Genomic DNA, 13,816 nt, shown 5'->3' on the forward strand with positions numbered 1-13,816 from the left:
TCTTCCAGTATCGCCGACGGGCACGACGAGGGCGGCCCCGGATGCCCCGGAGCCGCCCTCGGAAGGCCGGGCCGCTACTTGCTGCGGCTGTAGTTCGGCGCCTCGACCGTCATCTGGATGTCGTGCGGGTGGCTCTCCTTGAGGCCCGCGGAGGTGATCCGGACGAAGCGGCCCTTGGTCTCCATCTCGTCGATCGAGGCGGCGCCCACGTAGCCCATGGTCTGGCGCAGGCCGCCGACGAGCTGGTGCAGGACGTTGGCCAGCGGGCCGCGGTAGGGCACCTGGCCCTCGATGCCCTCGGGCACGAGCTTGTCGTCGGAGCCGACCTCGGCCTGGAAGTAGCGGTCCTTGGAGTACGACCTGGCCTGGCCGCGGGACTGCATCGCGCCGAGCGAGCCCATGCCGCGGTACGACTTGAACTGCTTGCCGTTGATGAACTGCAGCTCGCCCGGGGACTCCTCACAGCCTGCGAGGAGACTGCCCAGCATGACGGTGTCGGCGCCGGCGGCCAGGGCCTTGCCGATGTCGCCGGAGTACTGCAGACCGCCGTCGCCGATCAGCGGGATGCCTGCCGGACGGGCCGCGAGGGACGCCTCGTAGATCGCGGTGACCTGCGGGACACCGATGCCCGCGACCACACGCGTGGTGCAGATCGAGCCGGGGCCCACGCCCACCTTGATGCCGTCCACACCGGCGTCGATCAGCGCCTGGGCGCCGTCACGCGTGGCGACGTTGCCGCCGATCACGTCGACGCCGACGCTCGACTTGATCTTCGCCATCCAGCTGAGGGCGTTGCTGTTGTGGCCGTGCGAGGTGTCGACGACCAGGAAGTCCACACCGGCACCGGCCAGCGCCTGGGCACGCTCCAGGGCCTCGGGGCTGGCGCCCACGGCCGCGCCCACGAGCAGCCGGCCCTCGGAGTCCTTCGCCGCGTTGGGGTACTGCTCGGCCTTGACGAAGTCCTTGACCGTGATGAGGCCCTTGAGGACACCCGCGTCGTCGACCAGGGGAAGCTTCTCGATCTTGTGGCGGCGCAGCAGCTCCATGGCGTCCGCGCCGGAGATGCCGACCTTGCCGGTGACCAGCGGCATCGGGGTCATGACCTCGCGCACCTGACGCGTGCGGTCCGACTCGAAGGCCATGTCGCGGTTGGTGACGATGCCGAGCAGCTTCTTGTTGCCGTCGGTGACCGGGACGCCGCTGATGCGGAACTTGGCGCACAGGGCGTCCGCCTCGGCGAGCGTGGCGTCGGGGTGCACCGTGATCGGGTCGGTGACCATGCCGGACTCGGACCGCTTGACCAGGTCGACCTGGTTGACCTGGTCCTCGACGGAGAGGTTGCGGTGCAGCACGCCGACGCCGCCCTGGCGGGCCATCGCGATCGCCATGCGCGACTCGGTCACCTTGTCCATCGCCGCCGAGAGGAGCGGGATGTTCACCCGGACGTTGCGGGAGATGCGGGACGAGGTGTCGACCGCGTTGGGGAGCACCTCGGATGCACCCGGCAGCAGCAGCACGTCGTCGTAGGTCAGCCCGAGTGTCGCGAATTTTCCGGGCACTCCGTCGACGTTGGCAGTCATGACACCTTCCCCAAATGGCCTTGATCGGTGCGGATGTCCATGCTAACGGGAAGCGTGGCTGTCTCATTCCACGGTTCCGGTCGGCTCCGGGCTTCGTATGTTCGTACGGAAGCGGCGTACCGCCTGTTCAACTGAGGGTCTGTTCCCGCAGGGCTACTGCTCGGCCAGCGCCCGCAGTCGGCTCAGCGCCCTGTGCTGAGCCACCCGGACCGCGCCGGGTGACATTCCCAACATCTGGCCGGTCTCCTCGGCCGTGAGCCCCACCGCGACGCGCAGCAGCAGCAGCTCCCGCTGGTTCTCCGGGAGGTTGGCCAGCAGTTTCTTGGCCCATTCCGCGTCGCTGCTGAGCAGGGCGCGCTCCTCCGGGCCCAGGGAGTCGTCCGGCCGCTCGGGCATCTCGTCGGAGGGGACGGCCGTCGAACCGGGGTGGCGCATCGCCGCGCGCTGCAGGTCGGCGACCTTGTGGGCGGCGATGGCGAAGACGAACGCCTCGAAGGGGCGGCCGGTGTCCCGGTAGCGGGGCAGCGCGAGGAGCACCGCCACGCAGACCTCCTGCGCGAGGTCCTCCACGAAGTGCCGGGCGTCGCCCGGGAGACGGGACAGACGGGTGCGGCAGTAGCGCAGGGCCAAGGGGTGGACATGGGCGAGCAGGTCGTGCGTGGCCTGCTCGTCCCCGTCGACGGCGCGGTGGACGAGCGCACCGATCGCGCCCTGGGCAGGGGCCGCCTCGTCGTCGCGCATCGGTCCATGGTGCCTTGCGGCCGCCGGGTCCGCGGCACCGCGCCCGTTGTTGTGCACCGAAGCGTTATGAGCAGGTGCGCCGGCACTCATCCCCTGCGCCCTCCCCTTCCGCTCGACCGACTCGTCCCCGAGGAACTCCACACCCTCAAGGATGCGGCATCCGCGGCGAAACGAGCAGCGGGCACCCTGTGGGCCCCCGGCCCACCCGTGCCCACCTGGCGTTCCGTGCTCTCACCACGACCGCTGGGGCCTGCCGTTCGGATCATCGCGGGGACGCGGGCCCTCGCCTGCGCGCTGCCGGGTTCCCGGCCTCGCCCGGGCAGGGGGAATCCCCCGTCGGCGCCGCCGTCGGCCGCCGGCTCCGGTCCGTGCGCGTGCGGCTCGCGCGGGGGCATCCACATGCCCCCGCTCTCCAGCCCCGGCCAGAGGCCGCGCGGCGTCGAAGCCGGCCCGATCCGAAGGACAGGCCCTAGCGCACCAGACCCCACCGGAAGCCGAGCGCCACGGCGTGGGCCCGGTCCGAGGCGCCGAGCTTCTTGAACAGGCGCCGGGCGTGCGTCTTGACGGTGTCCTCGGAGAGGAACAGCTCGCGGCCGATCTCGGCGTTCGAGCGGCCGTGGCTCATGCCTTCGAGGACCTGGATCTCACGCGCGGTGAGCGTGGGCGCCGCGCCCATCTCGGCCGAGCGCAGCCGGCGCGGGGCGAGCCGCCAGGTCGGGTCGGCCAGGGCCTGGGTCACCGTCGCGCGCAGTTCCGCGCGGGAGGCGTCCTTGTGCAGGTAGCCGCGGGCCCCGGCGGCGACCGCGAGGGCCACGCCGTCCAGGTCCTCGGCGACGGTGAGCATGATGATGCGCGCACCGGGGTCGGCGGACAGCAGCCGCCGGACCGTCTCGACGCCGCCCAGTCCGGGCATGCGTACGTCCATCAGAATCAAGTCCGAGCGGTCGGCCCCCCAGCGGCGGAGGACCTCCTCGCCGTTGGCCGCCGTCGTCACACGCTCTACGCCGGGCACGGTCGCCACCGCACGACGAAGCGCCTCTCGGGCAAGCGGGGAGTCGTCGCAGACGAGGACGGAAGTCATGACCGCCCTCCGCAGCTGATGCACGTCACCTTGAGCCTCCAGGCTGGTACGAATCGTCACCTGTGCGGTCGACCGTCTCGGACGCACGCCCGAGCACTTGTTCCTTCAACCGCCTCGCACTCTCAACGACGGTCACCCGAAAGAGTTACGGGGGCGGCTGCCCTCTTCGGCACTCTACGTGAGGGGGCGGACACGGTGCCGGTATGCACAGCAGACCCTCGAACTTTCATCACAAGCTATGCCCCATTCAGACCCATTTCTTCCGCTTTGCCAGTGTCTGGAGATAGATTCGCAATGAGTCATATTTTCATCTCCTTAGATCGTAGTTGTACGGTCGTAGACACCGGATCCGCCCAGAACGGCTACAAGGGGTCACGTAATGGCAGATTTCTCCCGCCTTCCCGGACCGAACGCGGACCTGTGGGACTGGCAGCTGCTGGCTGCCTGTCGCGGGGTGGACAGCTCGCTCTTCTTCCATCCGGAGGGCGAGCGCGGTGCGGCGAGGAGCGCTCGTGAGAACTCGGCCAAAGAGGTCTGCATGAGGTGCCCGGTACGCGCGGAGTGCGCTGCTCACGCCCTGGCGGTGCGTGAGCCGTACGGCGTGTGGGGCGGGCTGACCGAGGACGAGCGCGAAGAGCTGATGGGGCGGGCGCGCAACCGGCTGGTGTCGGCGTCGGCACCGGGCGGACACTCCGCCTCGAACAACTGAAGGAACGTTTCTGCACACGGGCACGCGCACGCGTGCCGTTGGTTTTTGACGCGAGGGGGCCGCTACTGGCGGCGGGCGGCCCGGGCCAGCTGGTCGAGTGTCGCCGCCACGGCCGGGACCTGTGCGAGGTCGGGCAGGGTGAGCGCGACGATCTCCCGCCGCACCTCCGGTTCCAGCCGCACGGCGCGCACTCCCCGGGGCCGGACCGACTCGACGGCCAGCTGGGGAAGGACGGCCACACCCAGTGAGGCCCCCACGAGTCCGGCGACCGCGGGGTAGTCGTCGGTCGCGAAGTCGATGCGGGGGGTGAAGCCGGCCGCAGCGCACACCTCCACCAGCTGTCCGCGGCAGCGCGGGCAGCCCGCGATCCACGGCTCCTCGGCGAGTTCGCCGATCGCGACGGACCGCGCGCCCGCGAGCCGGTGGCGTTCCGGCACGAGCGCGACGAGCCGGTCGGACAGCAGCGGTCGTACGACGAGGTCGTCCCACTCCTCCGAGCCGGCCGCCCCCTCGTAGCGGAAGGCCAGCGCCACGTCGCAGTCGCCCTCGCGCAGCAGGCCGACGGACGCGGGCGGCTCGGCCTCCTCCAGGAAGACGCGGGTGCCGGGGTGTGCCTCGCGCAGTGCGGCGAGGGCCGTGGGGACGAGGGTGGAGCTGCCGCTGGGGAAGGAGACGAGCCGGACCCGTCCCGCGCGCAGCCCGGCGATGGCGGCGACCTCCTCCTCCGCCGCCGTGAGCCCGGAGAGGATCCCGGCGGCGTGCCGCACCAAGGCCTCACCGGCCTGGGTCAGGCGCATCTCGCGTCCGGTGCGGATCAGCAGCGGCGTGCCCACGGATGTCTCCAGGGCCTTCATCTGCTGGCTGACGGCGGGCTGCGTGCAGCCCAGCTCGCGGCCCGCGGCGGAGAAGGAACCGGTGGTCGCGACGGCGCGCAGGACGCGGAGATGACGTGCTTCGATCACCCTTCCAGGATAAGTCACCCTTTGATGCTGATGCCGATAATGCGTCGACGCTTTGGGCCGTGGTCGCCTACCGTGCGGGCATGAAGCTTCTGTCAGTGAATCTGGGACGCGCCGTGGCCGTGCCGTACACGGACAACCCGCAGGGCGTGACCGGGATCGACAAGCGGCCGGTGGACGGACCGGTGCGGGTGTCCGCGCCCGGGCCCAAGGGCGTCGGCGGGAGCGGGCTGGCCGGGGACGCGGTGTGCAAGCTGGAGCACCACGGCGGTGACGACCAGGCGGTGTACGCCATGGCCCGCGAGGACATGGACGCGTGGGAGCGCGAGCTGGGCCGGACCCTGCCCGACGGCGCCTTCGGCGAGAACCTCACGACCCGCGGCCTGGACGTGTCCGGCGCGCTGATCGGCGAACGCTGGCGCATCGGCCCCGAGGTGGTGCTGGAAGTCACCTCCGGGCGGATCCCGTGCCGTACGTTCCAGGGCCATCTGGACGAGAAGGGCTGGGTGAAGCGGTTCACGCAGCGGGGGGCACCGGGGGCGTATCTGCGCGTGATCGAGCCCGGGGAGATCCGCGCGGGCGATGCCGTCGAGATCGTGCACCGGCCGGGTCACGACGTGACGGTGGCGCTGCAGTTCCGGGCGGTGACGACCGAGCGGACGCTGCTGCCGCGGCTGGTGGCCGCGGGCGAGGCCCTGCACCCGGAGGCGCTGAGGACGGCCCGTGAATATCAGGAGAAGTACGGGGCCTGACGGCGGCTCACCGCGCCTGTCGCCACCGACCCTTCACCCCGGACGGCCCCGAGGGGAAGCGGACGCACTCAGTCCGGGTCACTAACCTTCTGCCATGACAACGGCTCTGATTACGGGATCGACGGCAGGCATCGGGGCCGCGTTCGCGCGGCGACTGGCTGCGGACGGGCACAACCTGGTGCTGGTGGCCCGCGACACCAAGCGGCTTAGGGAACAGGCGACCGAGCTGCACGACCGGCACGGCATCGAGGCGGAGGTGCTGACGGCCGACCTGGCCGAGGACAAGGGCATCGAGGCGGTGGCCGCGCGCCTCGGCGACCGCAAGAACCCCGTCGACCTGCTGATCAACAACGCCGGCTTCGGCAACAAGGGCCGCTATCTCGACGTCTCCATGGACGACGAGCTGCGCATGCTGAAGGTGCACTGCGAGGCGGTGCTGCGGCTGACGTCGGCGGCGACGGCGGCGATGCGCGAGCGCGCCCGCGGCGGCGTGGTCAACGTCGCGTCGGTGGCCGCCTTCGTTCCCCGGGGCACCTACGGCGCCTCCAAGGCCTGGGTCGTGCAGTTCACGCAGGGCGCGGCGCGCGACCTGGCCGGCAGCGGCGTACGGCTGATGGCGCTCTGCCCGGGGTTCGTGCGCACCGAGTTCCACGAGCGGGCCGGCATGGGCACTGACAACATCCCGGGCTGGATGTGGCTCGACGCGGACAAGCTGGTGGCGGCGGCGCTGCACGATCTGGCCCGCGGCAGGACGCTGTCCATTCCGGACCCGCGCTACAAGGCGCTGATGGGGGCGGCGAAGCTGGTGCCGCGGGGGATGCTGGGCGCCGTCTCCTCCAGGACGGGGCGGAAGTACGGGCCGCAGTAGGAGGCTTGGGCCGAGAGGCGACGGGCGGCCCCTGTTGGGACAATGGAGCTGTTCAGCCGGACCCAGGGGGGCCGGAGGCGAGGCCATGACCTTCGTACAGCTCATCGAATGCAGGACCAGCCGGCTCGACGAGATGAACCGGCTGATGGACCGGTGGGTCGAGCAGACCAAGGGGAAGCGGACCGCGTCGCACAGCGTGGTGGCGAAGGACCGGGCCGATGCCTCGCACATCGTGGAGATCGTGGAGTTCCCGTCGTACGAGGAGGCGATGCGCAACTCCGGGCTGCCGGAGACCGACCGGATCTTCCAGGACATGGTGGCGCTCTGCGAGGAGACGCCGACCTTCACGGACCTGGACGTGGTGCGGGACGAGCAGCTGTACGCGGCCACCGCGCGCAGGTTCTTCGAGCTCGCGCCGGGCCAGGGGGACGCGCCGCCGTTCAACGACGTGTTCATCGAGGACTACCACGACCACGATCCCGCCAATGTGCAGGACGTGATCGGGCTGGACGCGGTCCGGCGCGAGGTGGAGGTGTGGCGGGGCGGGTTCGACTTCTCGTTCACCCTCGAGGACCAGATGGCGCAGGGCGACCGGGTGTGCACGCGGTGGACCTTCCACGGGCGGCACACCGGGGAGTTCCTCGGGATCCCGCCGACCGGGCAGGAGGTCACCATGACGGGGACGACCGTCCACCGCTGCACTCCGGACGGGAAGATCGCCGAGGGCTGGTGGCAGTACGACCGGCTGGGGCTGATGCAGCAGCTTGGGGTGCTGGATCCTGCGGAGCTCTGACCTCGGGGGCTGCTTCGGCCGGCCGACGCGTCGATGGTGCACTCACGAGGTTGTGCGGTGTCCATGCTCTGTCTGAGCGGCGGCTGTGCCGACACGGCACGATGTCCGGAGGGCAGGCAGCCGGAAGCGGTGGCCGTGAGCGCGATGCACCGAGTGCGCTGCGTGGCCCGGCGTCGGCAGCATGGCGGCCAGGCCTCACAGTGCCGCCGCAGCCGAAACGCCCGGGCGTCGCTGTCAGTGGGGACGACTAGGATTCTGGGCCTGTCGTCAGGGCAGGATCACCACCTTCCTCCCGACCGGCTTCCCGCGCGCTGCTGCAGTTCTCAGCGGCACAAAGTGAACCCCTCGAGCTGCGAAACCCGTGAGAACCTGTCTCAGCAGGGCCCTATCTGACGTATATCGAAAACACCTCGACCAGGAATCGGCCATTCCTGAATCCGGAATCCGCCGTACGGGAACGACGTGTTCGCATTCGATCTCCTGCCATACAGGCTGAGGCCGACCAGTCAGCTCATGCAGGGGGATTCATGCGCACCATGGGGCACAGACCTGTCATCGCCCTGGCCGCGACCACGGTGGCGGCGACACTCACGCTCATCGGCACACCCGCACACGCTCAGACGCCCTCGCCCGCGGCGACTCCGTCGGCGGGCGCCGACACCACCGAACTCACCCAGCTCGCCGAGGGCTACCTTCAGCAGCGGGCCGACCTGCTGACAACGGCCCGTCCTGCGGTGAAGTCCGCCCGCGGGCAGGTTCAGGCGACTCGCTCCATGACGGCCCAGGTACAGGACGAGTTCGCCGCCCTGGCGGAGAAAGGCCGGCGGTACGAGGAAGCCGACGGCGGCTATACGAGAGCGGAGGTTGACGTGAAGGTCACCGACGCGAGCGTCACCGGCCAGTCGGCAACGCTTCAACTCACCGAGCACACCCGCCTGTACCTCCCGTTCACACCTCAGGAAGTCGAAGAAGGCGCGCCGGAGTACGAGGAGTTGTCACTCCCCCACACGGTGCAGTTCACCCAGGGCCCCGACGGTGCCTGGCTGCTGTCGGCCGACGAGGCCGACGCGGAAGGCGGGCCGACCGCAACGACCCAGGTGGCCGACGTGGACGTCGACCCCGCCGTCGACGACGGGGGCGGGACGCCGGACGAGGCCGAAGGGAGCAAGGACGCCGGGGCTGACGTCGAACCGCTGCCCGACAACAGCGTCGACAACGTCAAACCCACGGTTACGGCGAACTACAACTACGGCAAGATGGTGTCCTACGCCAACAAGTACTGGAACAACCACAACGACGCCTACCGCACGTACGGCAACGACTGCACCAACTTCATCTCCCAGGCGATGCTGGCCGGCGGCTGGGGGCCCAAGGGCGGCGCCATCATCCAGCGGAAGAGCAACAAGTACTGGTTCTACGGGCCGACGAATTTCACGACCAGCTACACGTGGGCCGGGGCCGAAAACTGGTACTGGTTCGCGAAGAAGCACTCGAAGCGGACCAAGATACTCAGCAACGTGTGGAAGCTGGCCTCGGCCGATGTTCTCCAGGCCGACTTCAACCGCAACAACAACATCGATCACACCATGATCGTCACGAAGAAGTACCGCGGTACGCCGTATCTGACCTACCACACCGGCGACACCCACAACAAAAGCCTGAAGAAGATCCTCTCCGACTACCCGCGTGCCTGGTGGTATGCGCACCGCACCTGACAGGTTGCCCGTCCCCTCACCGGAAAGCAGGAGTGTGCTGTGCAACGTCGACGCCTCTTGGCCGTGGCGGCCGCTCTGGTTGTCGCATCCGGCTGTTCGTCCCAGGACGATGAAGCCCCGCCCGCGGTCTCGGCACCCTCGTCTTCGGCATCGGCATCCTCCGACGGGGCCCGTGATGCCGTCGAGGCCTATGTCCAGGCCCTCAACTCCCGCAACGCCTCCGAGCTGATCTCGGTCGGGGGCGTCGAGGACGAGGAATGGTCCCGGCAGGAGGCCGAGCGGATCCTCGCCGACCGGGGCGGACGCGGCTGGAGGATCAAGGACGTGCGGATCCAGCACGACATGGGTCCGGACGTCGGCTCGGCCCGCCTCCTCGCCGAGGACAAGAAGGGCGAGCCCCTGCGGGACACCTTCACCGTCACACGGGAGAAGGGAACGTGGCACCTGACGGTCTTCACCGACCAGCCCGCTGAGCCGGGCAAGGAATCCGCCGCGACCGACAAGCCGCGTTCCTGACGAACACCGTCGTGGTGGCGCGATCCGACATCTCGGACCGGGCCATCACCCGGCCGGACACACCGTAAGCCGGACGGCGTGGCCCCGTCCGAAGCCGGACGGGCACGGTGCTCTCGCCGACCACCGGCCGAGCGGTTCGGTGCCGACTGCTTTCTGGCCGAGGTGCCGTATGCGATGGACCCCGTGGGCGGTGCACGGCGGCACGTGAGGGACAGAACGTCCCCGCGCCGCCTGGCCCGTTCTCATGCGGACGGCACGGAACGACGTCACAACGTGCCGGGACGACCCGACCGGCTTTCCGTGACGTCGTCGCGCGACGGGCTTGAAGACGGACATCCGTGCCGGCTGCTGCCCGGGGAAACAGAGGACCGGGGCATCGGCGGTCAGGGTGCGGGCTGGCCCACGGGTTGAGCCGGGGCGGTCGATGACGGTGACGGGCCGCCGGGCGGGGGCTGGAGTTCCTGCTGGGCCCAGGCTCCCGCGACCCCCGTGGCGAATGCGGTGGCGGCGGCGACGAGTACGGTGCCGAGGGGGACGGTGATGGAGGACAGCCGGCGGAAGTTGCGTACCTGGGACCACTTCAGGGCTGCGGCTCGCGCCAGCCTCCACTCCCACTGCGCGTCCTGGTGAGCCGCCCCGGGCGAAGGCTTCTCGGGACGCGGGAGCCGTGGGTCGCGGGACGGCTAATCTCCGCCGCCCCCGCCTCCTCCGTCCCCGCCGCCGCCGTCGCTGCCGCCCCCTCCCCCGTCGCCGCCGTCCCCGCCGTCGCTGCCCCAGCCGTCGCCACCGCCGGGTTCGTTGTCGTCGCGGTCGCGGCCGAGGTTGCTGAACCAGGGGCGCTGCCAGAGTTCGTCGTCCGTCTCCCGGCGGGACCTCACGGCACGGAACCGGGCCAGGCCCGTCGTGTCGCCCAGGCCGAAGGAGACGGCGACCGCGTGCGCCATGACGGCGTCCAGGGGGTCGGGGCTCTCGTGGTGCACGTCGGCCAGCGGCAGCAGCACCGTGCCGGGCGGAGGGCCGGGCCACCGTGAGGGGCGGGTCAGCAGGGCGACGCGCCGGTCGTCGCGCAGCAGCCACGAGCTCTCGGCGTTCTCGCGGCGCAGTGTCCAGTGCCGGTCGGGCAGGCGGATCTCGACGCTGCTCTTGGACTTGCGCATCCTCTTGCGCAGTTCGAGCCGTGCCGCGCTGTCACCGACGGTCATGACCAGGCCGCCCGTCCGGTCGGCCGCGTCGGGGCGATGACCCCACGGTGCGCGGAGCCGTACGGCGGGAGCGTGCGGGCCCCAGACGTCCACGCGGACCAGGCGCCGGTCCACGGCGACGGCGACCGTCCCGGCGGGACCCGGCGCGTACCGGCGGGCGATCCACAGGGGCACGCCCTCCACCCGGGCCCGCTCGGCGAGTGCGGCCACCTGGTCCGCCCCGCCGCACCTGCGCACGGCCAGTTCCCCCAGCGCGTGGGCGAAGTCGGCGGTGCGGCGCACCTTCAGGGGCGCGGTCGTGCCGGTCACGCGGGTGACCGGGACGACGCCCGGGCCCTGCGCCAGCGACTCCAGGGGGCGTTCGGTTCCGCCGCCGCCGAGCCAGCGCCCCCGCAGATACGCCTCGGCCATGGCGGCGAGGTTCAGCTCTTCCAGCGGTGTGGTCCGGCCGCCCCTGCGCAGCCGGACGTCGGTGAGTTCCGCGGTGCGCGCCAGCGGATTCCGGGACCGTTCCTCGTAGAGCGCCTGGCTCATCGCATCCCCCTTCGGTTCCGGTGTGTAGGAGGCCGGTGACGGTCTCGCCGGTTCCAGGACCGGCGGGCCGGAACGGCGAAGGCCCGGCGCCCCGTTTCCGGGGTGCCGGGCCTTCGCTCGGGCTCGGGCGGGCCAACGTCGTCAGCCCTCAGCCGTCATGCCTCAGTGGGCGTGGCCGTGGCCGTGGCCCGCGGCGGCCGGCTCCTCCTCTTCCTTCTTCTCGACGACCAGGGTCTCGGTCGTGAGGAGGAGGGAGGCGATGGAGGCGGCGTTCTCCAGGGCGGAGCGGGTGACCTTGACCGGGTCGATGACGCCGGCCTTGACCAGGTCGCCGTACTCGCCGGTGGCGGCGTTGAAGCCCTGGCCCTTCTCGAGCTCGGCGACCTTGGAGGTGATGACGTAACCCTCCAGGCCGGCGTTCTCGGCGATCCAGCGCAGCGGCTCGACGGCGGCCTTGCGGACGACGGCGACACCCGTGGCCTCGTCGCCGGTCTTGCCGAGGTTGTCCTCGAGGACCTTCACGGCGTGGACGAGCGCGGAGCCACCACCGGAGACGATGCCCTCCTCGACCGCGGCGCGGGTCGCGGAGATGGCGTCCTCCAGACGGTGCTTGCGCTCCTTGAGCTCGACCTCGGTGGCGGCACCCACGCGGATGACGCACACGCCGCCGGCCAGCTTCGCGAGGCGCTCCTGGAGCTTCTCGCGGTCCCAGTCGGAGTCGGTGGACTCGATCTCGGCCTTGATCTGGGCGACGCGGCCCTGCACGTCGTCCTTGTTGCCGGCGCCGTCGACGACCGTGGTGTCGTCCTTGGTGACGGTGATGCGGCGGGCGGAGCCGAGCACGTCGAGACCGACCTGGTCGAGCTTGAGGCCGACCTCCTCGGAGACGACCGTGGCGCCGGTGAGGACGGCCAGGTCCTGCAGCATCGCCTTGCGGCGGTCGCCGAAGCCGGGGGCCTTCACGGCGACGGCGTTGAACGTGCCGCGGATCTTGTTCACGACGAGGGTGGAGAGGGCCTCGCCCTCGACGTCCTCGGCGATGATCAGCAGCGGCTTGGAGGCGTTGGACTGGATGACCTTCTCCAGCAGCGGCAGGAGGTCGGCGATGGCGGAGATCTTGCCCTGCGTGATGAGGATGTACGGGTCGTCCAGGACGGCTTCCATGCGCTCCTGGTCCGTCACGAAGTACGGCGACAGGTAGCCCTTGTCGAAGGCCATGCCCTCGGTGAAGTCCAGCTCCAGACCGAAGGTGTTGGACTCCTCGACGGTGATGACACCGTCCTTGCCGACCTTGTCCATCGCCTCGGCGATGAGCTCGCCGACCTGCTGGTCCTGGGCGGACAGCGCGGCGACGGCGGCGATGTCGGACTTCTCGTCGATCGGGCGGGCCGTGGCGAGCAGGTCCTCGGAAACGGCGGCGACGGCGGCGTCGATGCCCTTCTTCAGGGCGGCCGGGGAGGCACCGGCGGCGACGTTCTTCAGGCCCTCGCGCACGAGCGCCTGGGCGAGCACGGTCGCGGTGGTCGTACCGTCACCCGCGATGTCGTTGGTCTTGGTCGCCACCTCCTTGACCAGCTGGGCACCGAGGTTCTCGTACGGGTCCTCGACCTCGACCTCACGGGCGATGGTCACACCGTCGTTGGTGATGGTGGGAGCGCCGAACTTCTTGTCGATGACGACGTTGCGGCCCTTGGGGCCGATCGTCACCTTGACCGTGTCGGCAAGCTTGTTGACGCCGCGCTCGAGGGCGCGACGGGCGTCCTCGTCGAACTTCAGGATCTTCGCCATGGGAGCGTGAGCCCTCTTCCGGAATCTGGGATATACGGCACTGCGCCCCGGGCGCCCGGCTTCTTAGCGATCGCGGGGGCCAGGGGCGCAGTTCAAAGCAATGTGCTTGGGGTGAATTACTTCTCGACGATCGCGAGCACGTCGCGGGCCGAGAGGACGAGGTACTCCTCGCCGTTGTACTTCACCTCGGTGCCGCCGTACTTGCTGTAGAGCACGACGTCGCCGACGGAGACGTCGAGCGGAAGACGGTTGCCGTCCTCGAAGCGGCCCGGGCCCACGGCCAGGACGACGCCCTCCTGGGGCTTCTCCTTGGCGGTGTCCGGGATGACCAGGCCAGAGGCGGTGGTCTGCTCGGCGTCGAGCGGCTGGACCACGATGCGGTCCTCGAGCGGCTTGATGGCAACCTTGGAGCTGGTGGTCGTCACGATCCGACCTCCCCCTTCGGAGATCTCACGGGGTTAACTGTCTGAGGTGGCGACCAGGTGGATCCGTCGTCGCGGGTGCCGGACCTGCCCGTCGCTGTGTTGGCACTCTCCTAGGGGGAGTGCCAGAGCCGAGACTATGACTGCGATTAGCAC

The 13,816-nt window shown here is 70.3% G+C and carries 13 protein-coding genes; 6 read left to right on the forward strand and 7 right to left on the reverse strand.

Going from position 1 to position 13,816, the window contains the following annotated elements:
• Positions 1-74: 74 nt before the first annotated feature.
• The 3 genes from guaB to AB0F04_RS29790 all read right to left on the reverse strand — a co-directional run bounded on the left by guaB (position 75) and on the right by AB0F04_RS29790 (position 3,402).
• On the reverse strand, positions 75-1,580 hold the full coding sequence (guaB, locus tag AB0F04_RS29780) for an IMP dehydrogenase (protein WP_362046930.1): 1,506 nt from the start codon (positions 1,578-1,580) through the stop codon (positions 75-77).
• A 153-nt stretch (positions 1,581-1,733) separates the two neighbouring features.
• Positions 1,734-2,321, reverse strand: coding sequence for a sigma-70 family RNA polymerase sigma factor (locus AB0F04_RS29785; RefSeq protein ID WP_362046933.1), 588 nt, complete (start codon positions 2,319-2,321; stop codon positions 1,734-1,736).
• Positions 2,322-2,790: 469 nt separating this feature from the next.
• Positions 2,791-3,402: a response regulator transcription factor gene (locus tag AB0F04_RS29790; protein ID WP_003948568.1), complete on the reverse strand. Its 612-nt coding sequence runs from the start codon at positions 3,400-3,402 to the stop codon at positions 2,791-2,793.
• A 379-nt stretch (positions 3,403-3,781) separates the two neighbouring features.
• Between AB0F04_RS29790 and AB0F04_RS29795 the strand changes: the two genes are divergently transcribed.
• Entirely contained in the window at positions 3,782-4,111 is a 330-nt protein-coding gene (locus AB0F04_RS29795) for a WhiB family transcriptional regulator (RefSeq protein WP_053674553.1), read from the forward strand.
• A gap of 62 nt (positions 4,112-4,173) precedes the next feature.
• Here AB0F04_RS29795 and AB0F04_RS29800 read toward each other — a convergent pair whose 3' ends face one another.
• Positions 4,174-5,073, reverse strand: coding sequence for a LysR family transcriptional regulator (locus AB0F04_RS29800; RefSeq protein ID WP_362046936.1), 900 nt, complete (start codon positions 5,071-5,073; stop codon positions 4,174-4,176).
• An 80-nt stretch (positions 5,074-5,153) separates the two neighbouring features.
• On the opposite strand from AB0F04_RS29800, the gene AB0F04_RS29805 reads away from it, so the two are divergent.
• From AB0F04_RS29805 to AB0F04_RS29825, 5 genes are all read left to right on the forward strand, one after another.
• Positions 5,154-5,822 carry an MOSC domain-containing protein gene (locus tag AB0F04_RS29805; protein WP_362046939.1) on the forward strand — a complete coding sequence of 223 codons (669 nt, stop codon included), beginning with the start codon at positions 5,154-5,156 and terminating at the stop codon, positions 5,820-5,822.
• Positions 5,823-5,916: 94 nt separating this feature from the next.
• On the forward strand, positions 5,917-6,690 hold the full coding sequence (locus tag AB0F04_RS29810; RefSeq protein ID WP_362046942.1) for an SDR family oxidoreductase: 774 nt from the start codon (positions 5,917-5,919) through the stop codon (positions 6,688-6,690).
• Between the two features lie 85 nt (positions 6,691-6,775).
• Entirely contained in the window at positions 6,776-7,483 is a 708-nt protein-coding gene (locus AB0F04_RS29815; RefSeq protein ID WP_362046945.1) for an ester cyclase, read from the forward strand.
• A 536-nt stretch (positions 7,484-8,019) separates the two neighbouring features.
• Entirely contained in the window at positions 8,020-9,198 is a 1,179-nt protein-coding gene (locus tag AB0F04_RS29820) for an amidase domain-containing protein (RefSeq protein ID WP_362046948.1), read from the forward strand.
• 39 nt (positions 9,199-9,237) lie between these two features.
• Positions 9,238-9,714 carry a hypothetical protein gene (locus AB0F04_RS29825; RefSeq protein ID WP_362046950.1) on the forward strand — a complete coding sequence of 159 codons (477 nt, stop codon included), beginning with the start codon at positions 9,238-9,240 and terminating at the stop codon, positions 9,712-9,714.
• 683 nt (positions 9,715-10,397) lie between these two features.
• Here AB0F04_RS29825 and AB0F04_RS29830 read toward each other — a convergent pair.
• The 3 genes from AB0F04_RS29830 to groES all read right to left on the reverse strand — a co-directional run bounded on the left by AB0F04_RS29830 (position 10,398) and on the right by groES (position 13,663).
• Entirely contained in the window at positions 10,398-11,450 is a 1,053-nt protein-coding gene (locus AB0F04_RS29830; RefSeq protein WP_362046953.1) for a hypothetical protein, read from the reverse strand.
• A 162-nt stretch (positions 11,451-11,612) separates the two neighbouring features.
• Positions 11,613-13,238 (reverse strand): chaperonin GroEL, encoded by a 1,626-nt coding sequence (gene groL / locus AB0F04_RS29835; RefSeq protein WP_362046956.1) that lies wholly within the window; start codon positions 13,236-13,238, stop codon positions 11,613-11,615.
• Positions 13,239-13,354: 116 nt separating this feature from the next.
• Positions 13,355-13,663 (reverse strand): co-chaperone GroES, encoded by a 309-nt coding sequence (gene groES, locus AB0F04_RS29840; protein ID WP_003974211.1) that lies wholly within the window; start codon positions 13,661-13,663, stop codon positions 13,355-13,357.
• Positions 13,664-13,816 lie beyond the last annotated feature (153 nt).

Source organism: Streptomyces sp. NPDC029041 (assembly GCF_040637515.1).
Taxonomy (GTDB): Bacteria; Actinomycetota; Actinomycetes; order Streptomycetales; family Streptomycetaceae; genus Streptomyces.

What these genes read in the sequence shown, in the direction of transcription:
- guaB (WP_362046930.1), bottom strand. Translation starts at nt 1,580, where the DNA reads ATGACTGCCAACGTCGACGGAGTGCCCGGAAAATTCGCGACACTCGGG.
- AB0F04_RS29785 (WP_362046933.1), bottom strand. Translation starts at nt 2,321, where the DNA reads ATGCGCGACGACGAGGCGGCCCCTGCCCAGGGCGCGATCGGTGCGCTC.
- AB0F04_RS29790 (WP_003948568.1), bottom strand. Translation starts at nt 3,402, where the DNA reads ATGACTTCCGTCCTCGTCTGCGACGACTCCCCGCTTGCCCGAGAGGCG.
- AB0F04_RS29795 (WP_053674553.1), top strand. Translation starts at nt 3,782, where the DNA reads ATGGCAGATTTCTCCCGCCTTCCCGGACCGAACGCGGACCTGTGGGAC.
- AB0F04_RS29805 (WP_362046939.1), top strand. Translation starts at nt 5,154, where the DNA reads ATGAAGCTTCTGTCAGTGAATCTGGGACGCGCCGTGGCCGTGCCGTAC.
- AB0F04_RS29810 (WP_362046942.1), top strand. Translation starts at nt 5,917, where the DNA reads ATGACAACGGCTCTGATTACGGGATCGACGGCAGGCATCGGGGCCGCG.
- AB0F04_RS29815 (WP_362046945.1), top strand. Translation starts at nt 6,776, where the DNA reads ATGACCTTCGTACAGCTCATCGAATGCAGGACCAGCCGGCTCGACGAG.
- AB0F04_RS29820 (WP_362046948.1), top strand. Translation starts at nt 8,020, where the DNA reads ATGGGGCACAGACCTGTCATCGCCCTGGCCGCGACCACGGTGGCGGCG.
- AB0F04_RS29830 (WP_362046953.1), bottom strand. Translation starts at nt 11,450, where the DNA reads ATGAGCCAGGCGCTCTACGAGGAACGGTCCCGGAATCCGCTGGCGCGC.
- groL (WP_362046956.1), bottom strand. Translation starts at nt 13,238, where the DNA reads ATGGCGAAGATCCTGAAGTTCGACGAGGACGCCCGTCGCGCCCTCGAG.